Genomic DNA, 22,719 nt, shown 5'->3' with positions numbered 1-22,719 from the left:
AGGCCATCCTGCGAAGGCCCCTCCGTAATCTTTAAGCATACGAATGTAGACCAGCGATGACAAGGTTTACGAATATCAGGTTGAATATGATAATCGCGAACCCAATAACCGCCAGCCAAGCGGAAGGTTCTCCGTGCCAGCTTCGGTTCAATCGTAAATGAAGATAGGCTGCGTAGAAAAGAAACGTAACGAGCGCCCATACTTCCTTCGGATCCCAGCCCCAAAACCTTGTCCAGGCAATTTGGGCATAGATCATCGCAAATATGAGTCCTCCAAGCGCAAAAACGGGAAAGCCGATCGCGATGGCACGGTAACTGATTTCATCCACCGTGTGCGGCTTAACACTCTTGAACAGCGGCTGTAAAAGCGCGCCGACACGCCTTCGGGTAAACAAACGCACGAGCCCATATAAAATCAAACCGGTTCCAAATGCCCATACGACCGTGTTAAGATCATCGCTTACAATCCAATCCGGCATCTCAAACCATGGCTGCATCCGTTCTTCAGTAAGAAGTTCCCCTTCATTCGGGCCGAAAAGCGGAGGAAGTTCATAAAGTTTTTCCGCCGGTTCGCCCTCCTCATTAATATAAGCAAAGTTCGCTTCATAATCGAAAGCCCCAAAGATATTGGTAACGAGGACGAACGCAAGCACACTTATTAACGTGTACATAATGAATTCCACGCCAAACGTTCGTTTCGTCATTCCTTTTCGCTTTAAATCGATCGTTCGCAGCAGGTAAATTAAACCTGCCCCAAAACTTACCGCGAGTATCCCTTGGCCGATGGCCGTGGTGATGACGTGAATTTCCAGCCAATGGGATTGCAAAGAGGGCTGCAGCGGTTCCACGTCCGTTGAAAACACAGATGCATAAGCGATCATGAGCATCACGATCGGCATCGTAATCAAGCCGAGTACATTTACCCTGTAAATCCCGTATAAAATCACAAATGCAAGACTTAGTGTAATCGCAAAAAACGCGGTATACTCAAACATATTGCTGACTGGGGCAAATCCGGCATAAGCCCAGCGGGTGAAGAAATACCCCAAGGCAGCCGCGACGCCTAAAATAGACGAAAGATAGCCCAATTTCCCCCAGTTGTTGCCGGTCATCCGGCCCTCTTTATCCCGCCATTTTCTTCCCGTTACTGACACAGCATAAAAAATGGTAGCTGCAAGAAAAAGGAAGAATGCCGTGCCGAGCAGATTCATGCTCAATTGCTCCATCTTTATTTCCCTCCTGAGTAACGCACCCTATAGCGAATTAGGATTGGATGTTATCTTCTTTTTTCTCATGTGCGAGCTGTTCATCTTCCTCATCCGTTTGGTCTTTCGGTGTCGTTACTTCCGTCTCTTCCGTCACTGCATGAATATCTTTCTTCAATGATTCCCAGTTTTTATTAGTATGGCCGGCAAGCCAAATCTCCCCGTCTTTTTGTCGCTGCAACCAAATTCGGCGATGCGGCCAATAAGATCCTTGCACAAGCCCAATCATGAAAATCGCGCCTCCGGCAATGAGAAACGGCAGTGTTTCATCTTTTCGCACCGTCAAACCGGTTACGTGGTTGGTGTCAAAACCGCCAAACGTAAATGCGTAACGATTCTCTTCTTGATTTGGACTCACATTGTAATTGGCTTGTATACCCACAAACGTATGTTCCAAATCTCCCGTGTCCGGATTCGTCATTTCGAAAATAAACCCGGGGTTGTCCGGAACGTCATTTTCCGTCGTAGGGACTCCATCTTCACTGATATCAAAGTTAGGAAAGTAACTATGGATACGGACATTTTCATTATTTTCAAGCTCGTAACCATCGTCCGGATTGTTTAAGTCCACCGTAAACGAACCTACGGTTTCATCCGTTTCCGTATCTTCCACATCGAAGCTCATTTCCTTTAATTCGTCTAGTTTATAATCGACCTGGTAAAGGGAGTAATCATCAAAATGAAAGGCGTCATTGACTTCAATGGCATGCTGGTCTACTTCTTCCAGTTCCTGGTCCACCCCTACTGGTGCGTCTTCATCCGGTTGATGTAAAACAGCGTCGGTACGGAACGTGTCCTCTAACGGTGCAGCTTCCTCTTCACCTTCCGTCTCATGGTATTCCACGGTAAATCCCTGGTTTTCCACGTAATATTCGCCGGATGTGCCGGGGATTACTTCGGTTTGCCCTTCGCGCACCCACATGTTCTCATCAATATACATCCCCGGCAAGAAACGTAAAGAAGCACCAATCAAGAAGATAATCAGCCCGATATGATTCACGTAAGGCCCCCAACGCGCCCAGCGATTTTTTTCCGCGAGAAGGTTCCCGTTTTCGGTGCGAATGTTATACCGTTTGTCTTTTAATATTTTTTGGGCTTGCTCCATTGTTTCATCTACATTGTCGACGCCGCTTGTCCCAAATATTCGTTGACGTTTCATGAAGCCTTTATGCCGGGTTACCCGCTGGGTTTTTAATGCTTTATACAGCGGAAAAAAGCGGTCGATGCTCGCGACAATAATCGAGGTCCCGAGCGCGGCAATCAGCAGCATATACCACCAGGAGCCATAAAGGTTATGCAACCCCAAGCTGTAATACAATTGCCCGAGCGCCCCGTGTTCCTCTGCATAAAATTGCGCTGGATCTTCACCTGGCGGGATAAACATTTCCTGGGGAAAAAGGGTCCCGATCGATGACGCAATCAAGGTAATAACGATAATCGCAATCCCGACTTTTACCGATGAAAAAAAGTTCCATATTTTGTCGATGATCGTCTTATTATACGTTTGCGAACGCCGAGCGGCCCCTTCGTAACGCATATTAAGCAAACGGTCGGAGTCTGCATCTGCAAGCGGCTTTCCGCATGATCCGCACACCTCTGTGCCATAAGGGTTTATGTGTCCACAACTACACTTTATATCTTGCAAAAAATCACCCCGATACCACCCACTTCAGGTATTCTCTAAAATTATTATAACGATCATCGGATTTGTTTACTGCCGTCGATGTCTATTTTTAATGACACTTATGTGACAGCCATTTCCCGTAACTTCGCAACTTCCACCGGCTTTAACGAACGAAAATCTCCGGGATCTAAACCGTCAAGGGTCAAAAAGGCATACCTCTCTCGCTTCAATTTTAGAACGGGGTGGCCGACGGCCTCCAACATCCGTTTGATTTGATGGTTTCTCCCTTCGGAGATGACAAGTTCGATGATGGAAGTATCGTTCTTTTTATTTCCGGACTTAAAAGAGACTTTCGCAGGACCTGTTTTGCCGTCATCCAGTTTAATGCCGCGGGAAAGTCTCTGCAATGTATCTTTTGATGGCTTGCCCTTTACTTTTGCAATGTACGTTTTATTGATATTGCTCCGGGGGTGCATCATTGAATTTGCAAAATCCCCATCGTTTGTTAACAATAACAAGCCGGTTGTATCATAATCCAGTCGTCCGATTGGATAGATTCGCGCTTCAGTTTCATCAATATAATCAGTGACTACGGGTCGATCTTTATCATCCTCTACAGCCGAAATCACCTTTTTTGGTTTATATAACAAGAAAAAAACAGGCGCTTCCCGTTCAATCGGAATGCCGTCCACTTCAATCGTTGCTTTTTCGGGTACTTTGGTTCCCAATTCCTTTACGACTTTCCCGTTCACAGCAACGCGCCCGGCGACGATATAATCTTCTGCTTTTCGGCGAGACGTTACGCCGGCGTGCGCAATCACTTTCTGTAGTCGTTCCATCTGCTTTCACCTCAGCACCCATCATACCCTTCCTATTATCTTTTCACAAGCGCTTAATTTTTAACCGCGGCAACCTATGATTCTTTTTCCCCCGTGTAACCACAAACGTTATTCGGCCAAGGTTGGTTGCGGTATAGTAAATCGTAATATTTGACCGCTCCATTCCTTTGTATAAAAAAAGTCTATACCGTCAAAAGGACGATATAGACTAAAGTTTTACCATCGCTCACATGGAGCCGAAGACGAGTGTGACGAAAAATATAGCCGCTGCAATCCCGCAAATATCCGCGAGTAGCCCCACCTTGAGAGAATCGCCGATTTTTCTAATTCCTACGGCTCCGAAATAGACCGTAAGTACATAAAGCGTTGTGTCCGTGCTTCCTTGCATCGTGGATGCTAATCGGCCAATGAACGAATCCGGTCCGTGCACATCTAGCAAATCACTCATCACACCGAGCGCACCTGTACCTGATAGTGGGCGCATAACCGCTAGCGGAACTATTTCTGTCGGCACACCGATCAACGCGAGGACCGGGCGAATGCCTTCGAGTAAAAAATCCAATGCTCCGGAAGCACGAAAAACGGAAATGGCGACCAACATGGCAACGAGATAAGGGATAATGGAAATCGCCATTTGGAATCCATCTTTCGCCCCTTCAATAAACGTTTCGTATGCCGGCACCTGTTTGATAATGGCACTTGCAAGAATGACAAACAACAACAGGGGGATGATGTACATGGAGATTGTTGTAAATACAGCCATTTATTTTGCCCTCGCTCGTTGCACTCGACGCCAGTGAAAAAAGCGGTCGATGATGATCGCGCTAATGACAGCCACTGCCGTTGCCGCTATCGTCGTTCCGATGATTTCACCCGGGCTTTCAGAGTCATATGTCATTCGAATCGCGATAACGGTTGTCGGAATTAACGTCAAACTGGCAGTATTAATCGCGAGAAACGTAATCATGGAGCGACTGGCTTCATCTTTTCCCCCGTTTAATTCTTTTAATTGTTCCATTGCTTTTATCCCCATTGGTGTTGCGGCATTTCCAAGCCCAAACATATTCGCGGTCATGTTGGAAAGAATATACCCCATTGCGGGGTGATCTTTGGGCACTTCCGGGAACAGCCGCCGGACGAGGGGAGACATCACTTTGGAAAGCAGTGTAAGGAGCCCTCCTTCTTGTGCAATTCTCATCATCCCCAGCCAAAAAACGAGAATGCTTATGAGTCCGAAGCAGAGAACGACCGCTTCTTCAGCGCCTTCAAAAATCGCCTCATTTACTTCCTCCATCCTGCCGGTAAACATTGCAAAAATAAGGCCTGTGATGAGCATTGACATCCAGATCCAATTAATCATTCTAGATCACTCCATCATCTGTCGGAAACGGTCTTTCAAACGCTCCCAAAAGGAAAGATCCTCCGTTGTTTTTTCGATTTCTTCGCGGTAAACCGGCTGTTCAGAAATGACCCTGTTATCCAATTGAAACTGAAGATGCCCGGCGAAAGGCAACGCTTCATCACCAGCCCATTTGACTTCGGGCAAGACACGAGCGTATTCTTCTTCGGTTAGCGGATACATGGCAGATCTTCGCACTTCATAACCTTCGTATCTTTCATCATCGCCTCTCTCGAGGTCGCCCGCGTCAATCAATCGATGCATCTGATAAGTGTCAAACCCATATTCAAACATGCGGACATGATCGTCCCAATCTGAGGGGGCGTTCAACGTGACGGCGATTAAATCCATATTCTCTTTTTGTGCAGAGGTCACAAGCGTGCGCTTGGCACGATCCGTATAACCGGTTTTGCCTCCGGTTGCGTATTCATACCGCTCGGTAAGCAAACGATTTTTATTTCTCCATACCCGCTCCCAATCTTCATTTTCATTTGGTGCACGATGCATTTTCGTTCCGGAAATCGTGCGAAATTCCTCCCGTTCCATTGCGGCTTGCATGATCATCGCCATGTCATAAGCGCTGGAGTAATGGTTTTCATGGTCGTCCAGTCCGTGTGGATTGGCAAATACGGTATTTTCCAGGCCTAATTCATTTGCTTTTTCATTCATCAAGTAAACAAAACCGTCGACACTTCCGCCCACGTGTTCAGCAATAGCGACCGCGCTGTCATTGCCGGACCGAAGCATGAGCCCGTATAATAAATCTTCCAATTTGACTTTTTCGCCAGTCTGGAGGTAGAGGGAAGAGCCTTCCGTACCCTCGGCATGACTGGATATTTCTACGGAATCATCCAAGTCCCCTTCCTCAATGGCGACGAGCGCTGTCATAATTTTCGTTATGCTGGCGATGCGCTTCTCGCTATACGCATCCTTCTCCCATAACACGCGCCCGGTCTCGGTTTCGACTAAAACAGCTGCTTCTGCCGAAACAGTAAATGGTTCTTCTTCGGCTTCGACGTTGAGAGGTGGAAGACAGACGAAAAGGCACAACATTAAGATGATTAGCGGAAGTCTCATTTCTCACCTCGTTTCCGGCACTGGATGTCCATGTAGCTTACTTATGAAAATGTATGCGAAAAGAGACAAGTTATGTATGTAAAAAACTACGGCTTCCGCCATCAGACTTAGCGGAAGCCCAAGAACTGGACACTTTAGTTATATCCCCTGCATCATCCTTTTGGTTTGAAAATCAAAGCTGCGATAAAAGAGAAAATAATCGCTGCGGAGATCCCTCCGCTCGTCACCTGAAAGATCCCTGTTAAAACACCGATCAAACCGGAGTTATCCGCTTCCGTCATCGCCCCGTGCACAAGTTGATTGCCGAAGCTGGTAATTGGAACAGTCGCTCCCGCGCCGGCAAAGTCGATTAAACGTTCGTAGATGCCCAGGCCGTCCAAAATTGCTCCACTTACAACAAGCGTTGCCAACGTATGGGCGGGGGTCAGTTTCAAACCATCCATTAGCAATTGCCCGATCACACATATTAAACCTCCGACAACAAACGCCCAAAAGAAAATCATGCGGTTCCCCCCTTCGCTTCCAGCGTTACTGCATGGGCAATACCTGGAATCGATTCCTTTTGTTGGGACGTAACAGGGGAAAGAAGCGCTCCTGTTGCTACTGCCAACACACGTTTCAAACGGCCGTTTGTAATGTCATCCAAAATTTTTCCGAATATGACGGCTGCGGAGCATCCGGTTCCACTTGCGCCCGCCATCGCCTCCGGAGCATTATCATAAATGAGCAACCCGCAATCTTGAAATTTCGCTTCCGGCATTGGGTGCTCTTTCTGTCGGAACCATTCTAGAGCGAGCGATCGTCCTACATTGCCCAAATCCCCTGTAATAATCAAATCATAGTCGTTCTCATCGACCTGGAAATCTTCGAAATGAGCAAGAATGGTGTCAACGGCTGCAGGAGCCATCGCAGCACCCATATTATACGGATCCGTTAATCCATGGTCGACGACTTTCCCGATCGTCGATTTTGTCACAACAATGTTCGATCCATTAGGCCCAACCAATGCCGCTCCTCCCGCGGTTACGGTGCGTTGCGCAGTTGGCGGGCGCTGTGCGCCATATTCGATGGGATAACGGAATTGCTTTTCAATCGCAGCGTAATGGCTGGCCGTTCCGGCAAGCACAAGCGGCGCTCCCAATTCCACGGCTTGTGCCGCGAGTGACAATGCTTCCATCGATGTTGAACAAGCACCGAACAAGCCATAATAAGGGATGTTTAACGTTCGGATTGCAAAGCTTGTCCCCGTAACTTGATTAATAAGGTCACCGCCATAAATAAACGCTACATCTTGCATCGTTTTCCCGGCTTTCTGCACGGCTTGTTGGCAAGCTTCTTCCATGAGCGCCACTTGTGCTTTTTCAAACGTGTTTTCCCCCATGCGGCGGTCGTCAAAAATATAATCAAATGTATCTTTCAACGGGCTTCGCGCTTCAAACGGACCAGTAACAACTCCGGAAGACAGAATGTTGGGATAGGACGGAAACGCCCAGCTTTGTTTTCCCGTGTACATTACATAACCCCCCACTGTTGCGTGACGATGGCATAGATAATCCCAATGATGAATGCGGCCACCGTACCGAAGACGATGACGGAGCCTGCCAGTTTAAACATGTTGCCTCCAACACCGAGGACGTATCCCTCGCTACGATATTCAATCGCCGTGGAAGCCATTGCATTCGCAAAACCGGTAACAGGCACGATCGTGCCGCCACCTGAGAACTGGGAAAACTTATCATAAACGCCAAAACCGGTTAAAACCACAGCGATGAAGATCAATGTAGCCACTGTTGGACCACCTACGGTTGCTTCATTGAAATTGAAAAATGCCATGTAAAACATTTGAATGCATTGGCCAATGAGGCAAATAAAGCCGCCGACGAGAAATGCTTTTAAACACCTCATCCCCAGTGGACGAGGGGGCTCCATATGTTTGGCCACTTGTTTATATGTTTCTGTTTCCATGTTTGATTTTGAATTTGCCATCAGCATTCGACCCTTTCATACATCCGTTTTCATAAATTTTTCAATGCTTTCCAATCGCCTATCAAGTTCTTTCCCGCTTACCGTACCGTTTTGAATGTCTTCGGCGAGCTGTTTCAATTCCATATTGGCTTTTTGATCTGTTGATAAATGAATGATGGCATCCCCCGGCAACGCATCTTTTAAATGCTCACGCCCTTCTTCCCGAAAGGCTTCTAAATTCCAACGGGTTCCGTGCGTAACTTCGGGCACAATGTAGAGATGGTTATCTAATGAAACGGCTTGGGCATCTTTCACTTGCTCCAACTCCTCTGTGGATGCCTTCGCTTGCCTAGCCAAAGACTGCTCTTCCCGCGGGTCTACGTTCTCATACATCGATGTTTCCTCTGGTTGGTTTACGGGTTCACGTGAATGATGCACAATGTCCGGTTCCTTTTGCGGCGGCTCTTCACCGGCTGCTGAGCCGCAAGCGGACAACAGAACCATCATGAGTAACAAACAGAAAGCAAGCATTTGATTATGACGAATGGACATGACGTTTCTTCCTTTCCAAAACATATCGTACCTTTAGTATGAGATTTCGGCAGTTTCACATGCATATTGTTCATTAGAAAAACTTGGCTGTACACTTCAGAGCAAGAAAAAAACTGTCTCCACTCGGAAACAGTTTTTTTCGTATTATGATTAAAATGGACGCCATTTCACTTGTCTTGCCACCTCCAGCCTTCGTTGCACGGCCGGCCAGTTTACGACTTCCCACCAATTATTCACATATGCTTCTTTATCTGTTTGGTATTGCAAATAATATGCATGTTCCCAAACATCCAACACAAGCAGCGGGATCACGTCCCATTGGCTTAAATAATGGTGAAGCTCTGCGTTTAATATCTCCAACCGATGGGCACGGGGCGCCCAAACAAGAATCACCCATCCCGGAGCATCCAACTCTTCGGCGGCGGCTGTGAAATGGGCGCGAAATCGTTGATAACTGCCAAAATCCCTCTCTATCATGGAAAGTAAGTCCCCTTCGGGCTTTCCGCCGCCGTTTGGATCCATGATCGTCCAGAAGATCGTATGCAAATAATGGCCTGCGCCATGAAAAGCCGCTTCACGTTCCCAGTGCGTAATGAGATCATACTTATTATCCCGGCGCGCTTTTTCCATTTTTTCTTCTGCTTCGTTCAACCCTTCCACGTACGCTCGATGGTGGGAATCGTGATGAAGGTACATGATTTCGGCATCAATGTAGGGCTCCAACGCATCGTACGCGTATGGAAGCGGCGGCAGCTCGTGGCCGCCCGGCTCAACGGGGGTTGCTTCGCTTGACCGTTCGTTCTCGTTTAACTCCTTCTCAAGTTCCTCCACCGATTTCGTTAGTTGGGCGGAATCATTGACGGATAAATGGTCAATCTCACTGCGGATGGCTGATATTCCTTCTTTCACCCTGTCCTGTTCACGGTAGCCCCCATGTTGCAGGAAGGCATCCAGGTCATCGAGCCATTGTTTCACTTCTCCTTTATATGCTTCCCATTCCGTAATCGTATCTTCACTCCCTTATACACAAGTAGAATCTATTCCTGACTATGTATATGGGGCAAAGGGTTGTACTCATGACTTATGCAAAAAAATCATCGTTTCGATTTTCCCGGTACCCGGATGAAAACAGATCCATTTGTTCTGCTTCTTCCTCGTCTGTGACAGAAGGCAGCTCATTAAGCGAAGCTAAATGAAACACATCTAAAAAACGGACCGTTGTTTCATAAAGTATCGCTCGGCCTGCTCCTTTTAAACGGCCGCCTTCTTCAATTAATCCTTTCCCGGTCAACGTAGCGATAGCCCTATCCGCATTGACCCCTCTAATGTCTTCAATCGCCGCACGTGTGACCGGTTGTTGATAAGCGACGATGGCTAATGTCTCAAGGGCTGCTTGCGAAAGTTTTCCGCGTTGAGGCGGTGCGGCATAGCGTTGTACATAATCGGAAAACTCAGGCCTTGTCGTCATTTGAAAACGGGAGCCGAACTGCAAAATCGCGAGTGCACGTGCCTCCGCTTCGAACCGGGACGCCAAATTCTGTAATTCATGAATGACCTGCGCACGGTCGATGCCTAGCACATCAGACGCGTGTGCTGCTTCCAAACCTTCGTCTCCACTCACATATAACAATGTCTCAAGAATGAGTGCGACGTCACTATTCATGGTTCGTTTCCTCCCGTGCTTGTATGTAAATAGCTGCAAAATTTCCCCTCTGATTACATACCACGGCATTCTCCTTCATCAGTTGTAACAGTGCCATGAAAGAAATGACTTGTTCATGGACCTCCCCTTTAGTATACATTTGCAAAAAAGGAAGCGGCTGCGCACTGTCGATCACGCGTGTGCGGATCGTCTGCATTTTATCTTCAATGGTCCATTTTTGGGTTTCCACCGTTGTCGTTCGCGGCCGATTCACACGAAGGCGCCATTTTAATTTCTGGTATGCCTGCAACATTTCTGACAAAGAAGCTTCAATCATCGCCGGCTCATTCCGATGTTCCGACGAGGGGGTAATTTTGCTTGGGGCCTTGCTAAAAAAGCGGGCGCGTTCCGATTGCCGTTCCGCTAGTCCGGCTGCTGCCGCTTTATACTCGCGGTAGACCTCCAACTGTGCAACGAGCGCTTCGCGAGGGTCTTCCTCCGGCAACGCTTCCACTTCTTCCAAATCTTCATCCGCCCAAACGTCTTGCATTGGCAATAACATTTGGCTTTTAATGGCCAAGAGCGTGGAAGCCATCACCAGGTATTCGCTCGCGATATCCAACTCCAGCTCCTGCATTCGATGAATAAACGCCATATACTGTTCTGTAATTTGCGCTACAGGAATATCGTAAATATCCACCTCAGCTTGTTTGATAAGGTGTAAAAGCAAATCCAGCGGGCCTTCAAAGCTGTCCAATTTCACATTGTACCGTTCTTCGCCCAAGACGAGAAGCCCCCATTCGTCCTAATCTTTTCCTATGTACCTGTCCCTTTTTACCTTTAAGCACCTCCGGAATGGAGAGCCGGATCTTAACCTTTATTATAACATGTTTGCTCTAAACATGGCTTCCTGCCAAAAAAAGACGCCGGATGAGGAAAATCATTCTCCGGCGCCTTTATCTCTTATTTGCTTTGCCGATTTTCAAGAAATTCCCGGGTCACATCAGAAGCGATGAATTTTTTCCCTAACCGTTCTTCCATCGTGGAAAGAATGGTATCGCCCAGCCCCTCATGCCGATAAGAAGGGTTTACACAGATATGCCGGAGCATAACATCCCCATTCGTGCATGCTTGAAAACCTATGACCCCGACGATATCCTCTTCTTTTTTCCACAGGTAAAGTTTCATTGATTCATCGCTTTCATATTCATTCATCGTCTCTTGCAGTGTTTTCACTTCTTTAAGCTCAGGCGTATAGGACAGCAAACCCATCGCGATCTTTCGATAAGCGGGTTTGTACTTAATAATCATCTGCCTTAGCTCCTCTCATTTCTGGAGATTTCTGCGATGAGGAACTCATTTTCATGGAAAAATCGTTAAGCATAGGATAGCCAAAAAAAGTCATTCAGAAACATGTGACTGTTTTTCTGTTAACGGTTTCTAAGTGTACATGGATTTTAGCAAATCTTCAAGACCTATTTTTCTATTCCTTTTCAAGGGGACGATCGTTACGAACAAGATCAGCATAACTCTCCCGCTCCACGACGAGTTGATGCTTATCATTTTCTATAAAAACAACCGGCGGGCGAGGCAAACGATTGTAGTTGTTTGCCATCGCGTAACCGTAGGCACCGGTTGAAAATACAGCTAATAAATCTCCGCTGTTTACCGTCGGCAAGGGAAGATTGTAAATAAGCATGTCCCCGCTTTCACAAGCTTTTCCGGCAATTGCGTACGTCTTCTCATCCTGTTGTTTGACACGATTTGCCAACTCGGCTTCGTAGCGGGCGCCATACAATGCCGGACGAATATTATCCGTCATTCCCCCATCGACACTCACATAATGGCGTACATCCTCAATTTCCTTTTGGGATCCAATCGTGTACAACGTTGTTCCCGCCTCGCCAACGATCGAGCGCCCCGGTTCGATCCACACTTCCGGGAGGGGAAGGTAGCACCTTCCGCTTTCTTCGCGTATCGAATGCACAATCGCTTTCACGAACGCTTGCGGTTCCAGGGGCTCATCACACCGGGTATAGCTGATTCCAAACCCTCCACCGGCATTGATGACCTCAGGTGTAAATCCATGCAGCGTATGCCAATGCTCTATATGACGATAGAGGGTAGCGATTGCCTCCGTCAATACCGAGGTTTCAAAAAGCTGTGAACCGATGTGGAAATGCAGGCCTTGCAATTGAATGGCGGGGATGGAAAGGGATTTCGCTACAGCTTCTTCTGCTTGTCCATTAAAAAGATCAAACCCAAACTTGGAATCTTCCCCTCCCGTGGATATATAACTATGCGTGGTTCCTTCAATCCCGGGGGTGATTCTCAGTAAAATATTTGTTTGTGTTTGCAGGTTGTTGCATTCCTCTTCCAATAACTCTAATTCATGGAAGTTATCGACAACGAAACAGCCAATGCCTGCCTGCAAGGCCTCTTTTATTTCCCGTCTGCTTTTGTTGTTTCCGTTAAAATGAACCTTTTCCATCGGAAAACCTGCCTGGATAGCCGTATATAGTTCGCCTCCTGACACAACATCCAGGCTCAACCCTTCTTCGTGTGCCAGTTGAACCATCGCGATACAACTAAACGCCTTGCTTGCATAGGCGACTTCATAATTGACACCTGCTTGTTCAAACGCGCTTTTAAACGCGCGTGCTTTATTGCGAATGGCCGAAACATCGTAGGCAAACATCGGCGTTTGATATTGCTCCGCCAAACGCACTGCATCTATATTCCCGATCATTAAATGACCTTGCTCATTTCTTTTGTTTGTCATTACGGACATGGACATGTTTCACTCCCCCACTTCATGCCCAATATTGTATCATTCCTCAACCATAAACAGAAGGTTTTAGCAAATAAATAATGTGAAACTTCCATCAAAGGGGAGTCCCCCCCTCTGATCGTTAGTTGAACCATTCGGTTTCTCCCTGGTCCATCAGGGCTTGGATTGCCGGACGGCATCCCGGGGGTCAACGATTCTCGGGCGCAAACGCATGGTCGGAACACCTGAGCGTGCCACAATTTGCCATAGTGCCGCTGGATCAAAGGGGATAAACGGCCATAAATAAGGTTTGTTTAAAGGTTTCATGTGCACCATGAGAACAAAAACAACTGTAATGGAGATCACATATCCATACGTTGTAAAAATTCCCACGGCAATAATAAAGAGAAGCCGGACCATTTTCAAAGCTACACCGAGCTCATGACTGGGAGAGGCAAATATTCCTACCGCTCCTAAGGCAACATAAAGAATCACTTCGGCAGTGAGGAGACCAACATCGATGGCGATCTCCCCGACGAGCAAGGCGGCCACAAAACCAAGTGCAGTGCCTAGCGGAGCAGAAGTGTGAACGGCTGCCATCCTGATCAGTTCCACACCCAATTCACCAATGAGCATCTGTGCGAATACCGGAACGTTGGAATCATCAGAAGGCCCTACATACGATATTGCTTCAGGGAGCATATCCGGTTCCAAGACCAATAAAAGCCAGAGCGGTACGATAAATACGGCTGCCAACATGCCAATAAAACGAATCCAACGCAAAAATGTCCCGACAGCAGAGGATTGCCGAAACTCTTCGGCGTGTTGAACGTGATGAAACATCGTTGTCGGCAAAATCATTATGGTCGGGGACGTATCAACCATGAGAAGCATGTGGCCTTCCATCAAATGCGCGGCCGCAACGTCCGGCCGTTCCGTAAACCTTACGAGCGGGAATGGATTCCATCCTTGATCAAGAATGTACTCTTCCACAGCCTTGTCGGCCATCGTAATGCCGTCCACGTTGATCTTTTCCATCTCCCTTTTAACGATCCCTACCAAATCCGGGTCCACAATTCCGTTAATATAAGAGACGACGATGTCCGTTTGCGAACGCACTCCTACTTGAATAATTTCGTTCCTTAACCGTTCATCACGTAAACGACGGCGTGTCAAACCGGCATTTACGATAATATTTTCCGTGTAGCCATCCCGGGATCCGCGGGTCACTCTTTCGGTGTCGGGTTCAGCCGGATCGCGCCCGGGATAACTGCGAACATCGACAACAAACGCCTCATTTTCCCCTTCCACCAAAATAAAAATGAGTCCGGACAACAGATGAAAAATGCATTTATCAACATCATCCGTAAAATCCACTTGAATATGGGCGATATGATTTTCAATCGTTTCTCTTGCATCCTTTGTTTTCATATCGAATTTTTCAAGGTCCATGAGTTCCCGTATAACTTCAATGGCAATTTCTTCATCATTTAAACTATTCACGTAGTAAATTTGCACTTTTTTTCCGAGCACGTTTATTTTTCGGACCCCGACATCGAAGCTGGCATCAATATTTAAACGGTCACTAAATATTTTTTCGTTCTTATTTAGATTTTTCGTTAAGGTTTGTTCCTTATTCTTTGACATCCGTCACATCCCCCCGTTCAATGATTACCTGCAAGGCCGTCGCCGTAACAGGCGCACCTCTTTTCGGGTGGTCACGGCCGCCCATTTTTCCCAAATCGCCAATACCGACAATCACCGGAATGGACAATTGGTCGAGGCTATATACCGTATCACCGTGAACACGGTTTTCTTCAATATCGCGAAAACCCTCTTTGTCCACCCCCCATTCGCTCAGTTTCCCGTAACGATCCACCGAAACATCCACTTTCGTCCAGTCTCCCGATCGTTCCGTGGAAGCCACCGCGAGCGCCCCGATCACTTTGATGCCTTCTTCGTTAGCGAGACGAACCATAAGCTCCTCTCCCCTTCCTTCGTAGGCTTGACCGGCGTCGTCAAACAAAAGGACGGCGATTTCACCAGAAACTTCTGCAATGCTTTCCAGCAGTTGTTCATATGTACACGTTGTCGGATTACCGGCGGAAAGCGTGAGGCATCCGATGCCGATGCTTTTGGCAGCTGTGGTTACCGCTCTTGCTGCTGCGGCATCCCCATCTGTTACATAGATGATTCGTTTTGTCATGTTGCCAGCGCCTCCAGTGCCAGTGCGTTCGTTTATTTTCTGTTCATCCGTTCTGTCCTATGCATCAGGGAGCAAAAAAAGACAGTGGATCAATCCACCATCTCTTTGCGCATCTTTTCTAATATTTTCTTTTCCAATCTTGAAACCTGAACTTGAGAGATCCCGAGTCTATCGGCAACTTCTGATTGTGTTTGGTCCCGGTAATACCGCAAAAACACAATCAAGCGTTCTCTTTGTTCAAGGTGATGGACCACGTCCCGAAGTGCCAGCTCTTCAAACCATTTTGTTTCGTCCGGGTTCGAGAGCTGATCCATCAACGTAATCGGGTCCCCTTCGTTTTCGTAGACTGTTTCGTTTAAGGATGACAACGAACGAGTCGCTTCGTTGGCAAATACGATATCCTCCGGATAAACATTCAATGCCTCGGCCACTTCGGCGATCGTAGGCACTCTTCCACTTTTCTTTGTCAATTCTTCTTTCTCTTTCCGAATTTTATGGTTTAATTCTTTCAAAGACCGGCTGACTTTTACCGTCCCGTCGTCCCGGATAAAACGTTGAATTTCACCGATAATCATCGGAACCGCGTACGTAGAAAATTTCACCTCATAATTTAAGTCAAATTTATCAATGGACTTCATCAAGCCAATGCAGCCAATTTGAAATAAATCTTCTCCTTCGTATCCACGGTTTAGAAAGCGTTGGACCACGGACCATACAAGACGGGTATTATTTTCTACCAAAAGATCTCTTGCTTTTTGGCTCCCGTTTTGGCTTTCGGCAATCCAAGTGCGTATCGTCTGATCAGATGGTTGCTTTCCTTTCTTGGTTTTAGTCTCCATAACACCGCCCCTTAATGAGAGAACACTTTATTTCTGGACAGTTGTTTTTTCGCATAAACCGTTGTACCTGCATTGCCGGAAGATGTGATGTTCACTTCGTCCATGAAATTTTCCATAATGGTAAAGCCCATCCCCGACCGTTCCAGTTCCGGTTTTGATGTGTACAAAGGTTCGCGCGCTTTATGAATATCACCGATACCGCCCCCGTCATCACGCACGATCAGGGCGACTGTATCCTCTTCTAAAACAACGGTAAGATAAACAGTGCCTGCCGGATTTTCTTCGTATCCGTGAATGATGGCATTCGTAACAGCTTCGGACACAACCGTCTTTATTTCTGTCAATTCATCCATCGTTGGATCAAGCTGGGCAATAAAGGCGCCGACGCTTACACGTGCAAACGATTCATTTTGACTGAGCGCTGAAAATTGCATGTTCATTTCGTTTTTCATTTAAACGGCCTCCCCCAATGTCCGTAATGCATGGCTTTCCCCATCCGTTCGTCGCAATACTTTGTATAACCCCGACATTTCAAAAATGCGGTGCACGGAAGGAGAAACCGAGCAGACGACGAGTTCTCCTCCCCTTGCCTGTATTTTTTTGTACCTCCCCAAAAGAACACCGATCCCTGAACTGTCCATAAAGGTTAAACCTTCCGCGTTAAAAATGACATGTTCAATGCGGGGATCTTCCAAGGCCTCATCCACCTTTGACCGCAAAGCGCTTGCCGCATGGTGATCCAATTCTCCGTGCAAGCGCACGCATAAAATGCTGTTTTTTTGTTCGGTTTCAACGTTGAAACTCATCTGCGTTCCCCCATTCTCCCAAATAACGTTCCATGCTCCTTATTCGCTTTACAGATTTTTTATCCTGCCCGGCTGACAAAATAAGTCAATGTTCCAAAGACATTTTCAGTTTTCGTCATCGGTGACCGTACCCTCGGGGTCCGGTTCAACGCCGATGATTCTCAACGTTGAGCGTTTAAACAGTTGCCACCAAGAGGCGCTTTCCACTGTTTCTCCGGCGACAATCGCTGACTCGGCAATAGTTTCGCCTTCGCGTTGCAACTGAAACGCACCGATTTCTTCCCCTTCTTCAATAGGCGCTTGCAATGGCTCCAGTTCTATATTTTCCGTAACATCCTCAGAAGAGTCTTGTTTCCCATGCAACAGACTGATTTTGCTATCAAGGCGCCCGACGACAGAGTCTTGTGTGCCTTTTTCCACGGGAACGGAAGTGACCGCTGCTCCTTTATCAAACATCGGTTCAATCTGGTAGTTCGCGAAACCATAATTAAGGAGCTCACTAACCTCTGCATTCCTCATTTTGGGTGTTTCTGCCCCCATTACTACGGTTACAAGACGCATATCATCTCGTTTTGCCGTTGCTGTCAGCCCATATTTTGATTCATTCGTAAAACCGGTTTTCAACCCATCCATGCCATCAAAAAATTTCAACAGTCGATTCGTATTCACGAGCCAAAATTCATCATCTGTCCCTTGGCGCAAATAATCATCGTAAACCCCGGTAAAGGAGGTAATTTCTTCGTAATGAAGCAGTTCACGGGCCATGACGGCAAGGTCATGGGCACTCGTCTCATGGCCATCGGCCGGCAGACCGTTTGAATTGTAAAATGTTGTGTCTTCTAACCCGAGCTCCTCCGCTCTTTCGTTCATCCGCTCCACAAATGCTTCTTCGGAACCAGCGATATGTTCAGCCATTGCTACGGATGCATCGTTACCGGAAGCAATTGCGATTGCCTTCAACATGTCGCGCACCGACATTTCTTCCCCGGTTTCCAGGAAAATTTGCGAACCTCCCATGGAAGCGGCTTTCTCACTCGTCGTCACCGTCTCATCAAAACTCAAGTCGTCGTTCGCTATATCCTCCATAATTAAAAGCATCGTCATAATTTTCGTCATAGAGGCAGGGGGCAAGGCTTCATGCTCATTCTTTTTATACAACACTTCTCCCGTATCGACTTCCATTAAAATAGCAGCGCCTGTTTCCTCCGCCAGTTCTGTTGCTTCTTCTTCCCCTGAAGCCATTTGAGGCAAGAATAAAAGAACCGATGATAGCGCGATTGCCATAGCTTTTTTGAACATCATTCGTTTCCTCCGTTTTTTCTTCTAGTATCCCCCTTTATTTATTCATTTATACACTGGGCGCGGAAGGCTTTTCTTAAGTGAAAAGGAATAGGGAATGATTTGCTTGGAAGCCTGACGTTTGTCTCTTTCTCGATCGTGCTTCATGAATGGTTCATAGTGAAAATACCTACGACTAAAAAAGGCCCAAAACCATGTTGGTTTTGAGCCGTTCTTCGCAGGTTCAAGATCTTTAACTAAGAAATGTTATTAAGAATGCGTCTTACATACTTAATGAATGTCGGTTTCGTTCTCGCGGCCGTCTCCATTACTTCTTCATGGCTGACGCCTCCGTGATCGTCGGCCACAGCCATATCCGTCACACAGGAAATGCCGAGCACTTCAATTCCCGCGTGACGAGCGACGATGACCTCGGGAACGGTGGACATCCCCACGACGTCGCCCCCTAGTTTTCTAAGCATCGCCAGTTCAGCCTTTGTCATAAAACTGGGGCCGGAGATCCCCGTGTATACCCCTTCGTGTATCGTGATTGCCTCTTCGCCAGCAATCCTTTTCGCTAAATCAATCAATGTCGGCGAATACGCCTGGCTCATATCCGGAAAGCGAGTGCCCAGCTCCTCATCGTTGGGGCCGATGAGCGGATTTGTTCCGGTCATATTAAGATGATCCGCAATCAACATAAAGTCTCCCGGGCGGTAGTTGCGATTCATGCCGCCACATGCATTGGTTACGATCAGCGTATGCACACCGAGCGCTTTCATCACACGCACCGGGAAGGTCACTTCCTGTGCGCTGTATCCTTCATAAAAATGAAAGCGCCCCTGCATGGCGACGACGTTTTTTCCCTCGAGTTCGCCTAAAACGAGGCGTCCGGCATGTCCTTCAACCGTTGAAGTGGGAAAGCCCGGAATATCTTCATAATTGATCCGCACCGCACCTTCCACTTCATCAGCAAGGCCGCCTAACCCGGAACCGAGAATCAAGCCAATATCAACGTTTCCGCCACCCAACTGTTTTTTTACAGCTTCCGTTGCTTCCTCAATCTGTTTCCGCATCGTTGTCATGATTGCCTTTCCTCCGTTTCCATTCGTAAAATGATACGTGTGACAAGTTCCGTGAAGTTGGTTTTGACTCGTTCTGTCGTCTCGATCACTTCTTCATGGCTTAACGGTTGATCCAGGATCCCGGCAGCCGCATTCGAAATGCAAGAGATACCAAGCACTTGCACTCCTGCATGGCTTGCGGCAATCACTTCAGGCACAGTTGACATCCCGACGGCATCGGCACCAAGCGTTCGAAACATCCGCACTTCCGCGGGCGTCTCATATGTCGGACCAGTCGTTGCCGCGTAAACACCGCTTTGCAATTGCAGCCCCATCGCTTTTGCTTCCTCATGAGCCATATCCATCATTCTTTTGTCGTAGGCGGCCGACATATCCGGAAAGCGCGGACCAATCTTCTCATCATTCGGGCCGATCAATGGATGATCGCCCATTTGATTGATGTGGTCTTTGATCACCATTAAGTCACCTGGTGAATAAGAGGTATTTACTCCACCGGCGGCGTTGCTCACGATCAGTGTCTTCACACCGAGCGCGCTGATAACACGAGTCGGCAAGACGACTTTCTGCATCGGATAGCCTTCATAATAATGGAAGCGTCCTTTCATAGCGATCACCGGCACCTCTTTCAAATGGCCGATGACAAATTCTCCCGCATGCCCGCTAACGGTCGAAGCCGGAAAGCCCGGGATGTCTTCATAACGAATAACAGCTTCGGCTTTGATATTATCGGCAAGGCCGCCTAATCCCGAACCAAGTGTAACGGCGATTGCTGGGTTAATCGTTGTCTTTTTTTTAATTAAGTCAATGGCGTTTTTCACTGTTTCATTCATCATCGATTACTCGCCCCTCTCGATTAAACGCTGCAAGAAACTTGTCCCATGGGCGGGCATGGCTACCTGAAAATTATCCGCGATAGTCGCTCCCACATCGGCAAATGTTTCTCGCGTTCCAAGCGATTTCCCCGGCTGATTGGCTTTCGTAAAACTAAGCAACGGCACTTGCTCCCGAGTATGGTCGGTTCCGGCATAGGTAGGGTCGTTTCCGTGGTCAGCCGTAATTATGAGCAAATCCCTTTCCCCGAGCGCTTCCAATACTTCCGGTAGCCGCGCATCAAATGCTTCAATCGCTTCTCCATAGCCAACAGGATCGCGACGGTGCCCGAAATGGGCATCAAAATCAACAAGGTTAAGGAATGATAAGCCGTTAAAATCACGATGGACGGATTTCATGAGCTTGTCCATGCCATCCATGTTTGAATCCGTACGAACCGATTGGGTGACCCCTTCCCCATCAAAAATATCATTTATTTTGCCGATTGCTTCCGAAGTAAAGCCTGCATCCGCCAATGCATTCATTACCGTTGGCGCAAAAGGCTTTAAAGCGTAATCATGACGATTGATTGTGCGTTGAAACGCTCCCGGGTTGCCTATAAATGGGCGGGCAATGACTCTGCCAAGCATGTAAGGGTCTTCGTACGTAAGTGCCCTTGCTTTTTCACAAATGCTATGCAATTCCTCTATCGGTACGACATCTTCATGAGCGGCGATTTGCAAGACGGAATCTGCAGATGTATAAACGATAATTGCTCCTTTTTCCGTCTGTTCTTCGCCGAGTTCTTCTATAATAGCCGTCCCCGAGGCCACTTTATTCCCTATCACCGGGCGGCCGGTTTCCACTTCGAGCTTGGTGATTAATTCGTCCGGAAATCCATCCGGGAAGGTGCGAAAAGGGGCGTCGACATACAAGCCCATCAGTTCCCAATGGCCGGTCATCGTGTCTTTGCTTCTCGACCTTTCATTCATTTTTCCATAAAAAGCTAGAGGTTCTTCCGTTTTGTGAATGCCCGGTGCCTCTTTTAAGTAGCCCATGCCAAGTTGATTCAAGTTGGGAATTTCAAGCCCATTGTTGTAATGGGCGATGGAACCAAGGGTGTCCGACCCTTCGTCTCCAAAATTTGCTGCGTCCGCTCCTTCTCCAATTCCGACTGAATCCATCACAATGACAAAAACGCGAGAAAATGTTTGACTCATGTTGATTCACCTTCCTATGATTCTGACCTCTGGCCTCTGACTTCTGACCACCGTTTTTATGCCCGCGGGTGGTAGGTTTGATAGATATGTTTAAGATGATGCCTCGAAATATGCGTGTAAATTTGCGTCGTCGTAATGTCGGCATGCCCGAGCAACTCCTGGACAACACGCAGATCAGCCCCGTTTTCCACGAGATGCGTCGCGAACGAGTGTCTTAACGTATGGGGAGTAACAGCCTTTTTGATCCCCGCCTCTTCCACATGTTTTTTTAACACTTTCCAAAAACCTTGCCGAGTCATTTGCTTCCCTAACCGATTCACGAAAAGAATATCATGGGATTGTTTTTGCACAAACGAAGGGCGAGCTTTGGAACGATAGGCTTTTAGCGCCTCAATGGCTTTCGATCCGAGAGGGATGATACGTTCTTTGTTTCCTTTTCCGAGACAACGGACAAACCCCATTTCCAAATGGGTGTCATCGAGCGTCAGCGCAATCAATTCCGAGACGCGCAAGCCCGTACCGTACATCAGTTCAAACATTGCCGTATCTCTCAATGCGTAAGCATCGTTTTTTCGTGCGGCCACTGTAAGCAACGATTCGACTTCGTCAATCGACAATACAACAGGGAGCTTCCGTCCGGTTTTAGGCGTCTCTATCAAGTCGGCGGGGTCATGGTCACTGATTTGTTCCCGAACCAGAAACTGATGAAACATGCGAATCGCCGATGTCATCCGCGCGAGTGAAGCTTGTGATCTGCTTTCCGCTTTCAATGAAAACAAATAATCCAAAATATGGCGACGTTGCACTTCATTCCAATATCCGATTCCTTCACGCTTTGCCAGATGGTCCGTGTACGCATATAGGTCCCGTTGGTAGGAAATCAATGTATTCTTCGAAAAACCTCTTTCAACGAGCCCATAATGCAAAAAATCATCGATATGTACCGTCAGTGTTTTCACCAGCGGTTACTCTCCATGCAGCCACAGATGCAATAGCCTCTCCCGAAAAGAAAAGTCATCTCCCGAATCTTGGTCAAATACTTTAATCGCATTCCCCTCCGGTTCCTCAAATCTTTCATCTCCTTGATATTCATCGATTACAAATAGAATACCATAGTAAAACATTGCCGTGCATCCCGCGAAAATAATCAATATTTTGAAGCCGTTCCAAATGGCTCGTATCCCCACTTGCATGCCGTTCCCTCCGATCTTAAAATCTAATACCAGGATATGCCCACTCATTCGGAGGTTATACATGCTTGATGGCAATCTTTTAACGGTTGCACAAAAAAGTCGGATGGCCTGCGCAAAACGCTTTCTTTTTTATGTACCTGAACAAAAAAA

General features: G+C 47.3%; 26 protein-coding genes. All 26 read right to left on the bottom strand.

The window, feature by feature from the left end; all coding sequences use genetic code 11:
* Positions 1–31: 31 nt before the first annotated feature.
* Complete coding sequence (gene ccsB, locus EPH95_RS00970; RefSeq protein WP_142086548.1) at positions 32–1,225, bottom strand: c-type cytochrome biogenesis protein CcsB; 1,194 nt, start codon at positions 1,223–1,225, stop codon at positions 32–34.
* A gap of 37 nt (positions 1,226–1,262) precedes the next feature.
* On the bottom strand, positions 1,263–2,909 hold the full coding sequence (gene resB, locus EPH95_RS00965) for a cytochrome c biogenesis protein ResB (protein WP_142086546.1): 1,647 nt from the start codon (positions 2,907–2,909) through the stop codon (positions 1,263–1,265).
* A gap of 98 nt (positions 2,910–3,007) precedes the next feature.
* On the bottom strand, positions 3,008–3,727 hold the full coding sequence (locus tag EPH95_RS00960; protein WP_142086544.1) for a pseudouridine synthase: 720 nt from the start codon (positions 3,725–3,727) through the stop codon (positions 3,008–3,010).
* Positions 3,728–3,953: 226 nt separating this feature from the next.
* Positions 3,954–4,490, bottom strand: a complete 537-nt coding sequence (locus EPH95_RS00955; protein WP_142086542.1) for a spore maturation protein — start codon at positions 4,488–4,490, stop codon at positions 3,954–3,956.
* Entirely contained in the window at positions 4,491–5,087 is a 597-nt protein-coding gene (locus EPH95_RS00950; RefSeq protein ID WP_142086540.1) for a nucleoside recognition domain-containing protein, read from the bottom strand. It lies immediately after the preceding gene.
* Positions 5,088–5,093: 6 nt separating this feature from the next.
* Positions 5,094–6,203: a D-alanyl-D-alanine carboxypeptidase family protein gene (locus tag EPH95_RS00945; protein ID WP_227003996.1), complete on the bottom strand. Its 1,110-nt coding sequence runs from the start codon at positions 6,201–6,203 to the stop codon at positions 5,094–5,096.
* Between the two features lie 152 nt (positions 6,204–6,355).
* On the bottom strand, positions 6,356–6,706 hold the full coding sequence (gene spoVAE, locus EPH95_RS00940; RefSeq protein ID WP_142086538.1) for a stage V sporulation protein AE: 351 nt from the start codon (positions 6,704–6,706) through the stop codon (positions 6,356–6,358).
* Positions 6,703–7,716 (bottom strand): stage V sporulation protein AD, encoded by a 1,014-nt coding sequence (gene spoVAD / locus EPH95_RS00935; protein ID WP_193556996.1) that lies wholly within the window; start codon positions 7,714–7,716, stop codon positions 6,703–6,705. The genes spoVAE and spoVAD overlap by 4 nt, the downstream gene beginning before the upstream one ends.
* A complete protein-coding gene (spoVAC, locus tag EPH95_RS00930) occupies positions 7,716–8,189 on the bottom strand; it encodes a stage V sporulation protein AC (protein WP_142086534.1) in 474 nt (157 codons plus the stop codon). Before spoVAC ends, spoVAD begins: the two co-directional genes overlap by 1 nt.
* 15 nt (positions 8,190–8,204) lie before the next feature.
* Positions 8,205–8,720, bottom strand: a complete 516-nt coding sequence (locus EPH95_RS00925; RefSeq protein WP_160141533.1) for a YhcN/YlaJ family sporulation lipoprotein — start codon at positions 8,718–8,720, stop codon at positions 8,205–8,207.
* Between the two features lie 150 nt (positions 8,721–8,870).
* Complete coding sequence (locus EPH95_RS00920) at positions 8,871–9,695, bottom strand: superoxide dismutase (RefSeq protein ID WP_405127407.1); 825 nt, start codon at positions 9,693–9,695, stop codon at positions 8,871–8,873.
* A gap of 106 nt (positions 9,696–9,801) precedes the next feature.
* The gene (gene scpB, locus EPH95_RS00915; RefSeq protein WP_142086528.1) at positions 9,802–10,383 is read right to left on the bottom strand and encodes an SMC-Scp complex subunit ScpB; all 582 of its coding nucleotides are present in this window, start codon (positions 10,381–10,383) and stop codon (positions 9,802–9,804) included.
* Positions 10,376–11,146 carry a segregation/condensation protein A gene (locus tag EPH95_RS00910; RefSeq protein WP_142086526.1) on the bottom strand — a complete coding sequence of 257 codons (771 nt, stop codon included), beginning with the start codon at positions 11,144–11,146 and terminating at the stop codon, positions 10,376–10,378. The genes scpB and EPH95_RS00910 overlap by 8 nt, the downstream gene beginning before the upstream one ends.
* A 179-nt stretch (positions 11,147–11,325) precedes the next feature.
* Positions 11,326–11,673, bottom strand: a complete 348-nt coding sequence (locus EPH95_RS00905; RefSeq protein ID WP_142086524.1) for a GNAT family N-acetyltransferase — start codon at positions 11,671–11,673, stop codon at positions 11,326–11,328.
* A 172-nt stretch (positions 11,674–11,845) separates the two neighbouring features.
* Entirely contained in the window at positions 11,846–13,153 is a 1,308-nt protein-coding gene (lysA, locus tag EPH95_RS00900; RefSeq protein WP_405127442.1) for a diaminopimelate decarboxylase, read from the bottom strand.
* A 153-nt stretch (positions 13,154–13,306) separates the two neighbouring features.
* Positions 13,307–14,779, bottom strand: a complete 1,473-nt coding sequence (locus EPH95_RS00895; RefSeq protein WP_142086520.1) for a spore germination protein — start codon at positions 14,777–14,779, stop codon at positions 13,307–13,309.
* Positions 14,766–15,338 (bottom strand): stage V sporulation protein SpoVABEA, encoded by a 573-nt coding sequence (locus EPH95_RS00890; RefSeq protein ID WP_142086518.1) that lies wholly within the window; start codon positions 15,336–15,338, stop codon positions 14,766–14,768. The genes EPH95_RS00895 and EPH95_RS00890 overlap by 14 nt, the downstream gene beginning before the upstream one ends.
* 89 nt (positions 15,339–15,427) lie before the next feature.
* Positions 15,428–16,177, bottom strand: a complete 750-nt coding sequence (gene sigF / locus EPH95_RS00885; protein WP_142086516.1) for an RNA polymerase sporulation sigma factor SigF — start codon at positions 16,175–16,177, stop codon at positions 15,428–15,430.
* 11 nt (positions 16,178–16,188) lie between these two features.
* Positions 16,189–16,629, bottom strand: a complete 441-nt coding sequence (gene spoIIAB / locus EPH95_RS00880; RefSeq protein ID WP_142086514.1) for an anti-sigma F factor — start codon at positions 16,627–16,629, stop codon at positions 16,189–16,191.
* Positions 16,630–16,983 (bottom strand): anti-sigma F factor antagonist, encoded by a 354-nt coding sequence (gene spoIIAA / locus EPH95_RS00875; RefSeq protein ID WP_142086512.1) that lies wholly within the window; start codon positions 16,981–16,983, stop codon positions 16,630–16,632.
* 105 nt (positions 16,984–17,088) lie between these two features.
* The gene (locus tag EPH95_RS00870; protein ID WP_405127441.1) at positions 17,089–18,282 is read right to left on the bottom strand and encodes a D-alanyl-D-alanine carboxypeptidase family protein; all 1,194 of its coding nucleotides are present in this window, start codon (positions 18,280–18,282) and stop codon (positions 17,089–17,091) included.
* Between the two features lie 236 nt (positions 18,283–18,518).
* Positions 18,519–19,337, bottom strand: a complete 819-nt coding sequence (locus EPH95_RS00865) for a purine-nucleoside phosphorylase (RefSeq protein ID WP_405127440.1) — start codon at positions 19,335–19,337, stop codon at positions 18,519–18,521.
* A 5-nt stretch (positions 19,338–19,342) separates the two neighbouring features.
* Positions 19,343–20,176, bottom strand: coding sequence for a purine-nucleoside phosphorylase (locus EPH95_RS00860; protein ID WP_142091427.1), 834 nt, complete (start codon positions 20,174–20,176; stop codon positions 19,343–19,345).
* Between the two features lie 6 nt (positions 20,177–20,182).
* On the bottom strand, positions 20,183–21,376 hold the full coding sequence (deoB, locus tag EPH95_RS00855; RefSeq protein ID WP_142086508.1) for a phosphopentomutase: 1,194 nt from the start codon (positions 21,374–21,376) through the stop codon (positions 20,183–20,185).
* 56 nt (positions 21,377–21,432) lie between these two features.
* Entirely contained in the window at positions 21,433–22,326 is an 894-nt protein-coding gene (gene xerD, locus EPH95_RS00850; protein ID WP_142091426.1) for a site-specific tyrosine recombinase XerD, read from the bottom strand.
* Positions 22,327–22,341: 15 nt separating this feature from the next.
* On the bottom strand, positions 22,342–22,617 hold the full coding sequence (locus tag EPH95_RS00845; protein ID WP_160141532.1) for a DUF4227 family protein: 276 nt from the start codon (positions 22,615–22,617) through the stop codon (positions 22,342–22,344).
* Positions 22,618–22,719 lie beyond the last annotated feature (102 nt).

This window comes from Salicibibacter halophilus, assembly GCF_006740705.1.
In the GTDB taxonomy this organism is placed as follows: Bacteria; Bacillota; Bacilli; order Bacillales; family Marinococcaceae; genus Salicibibacter; species Salicibibacter halophilus.
This window is presented reverse-complemented; position numbering and strand designations above follow the sequence as displayed.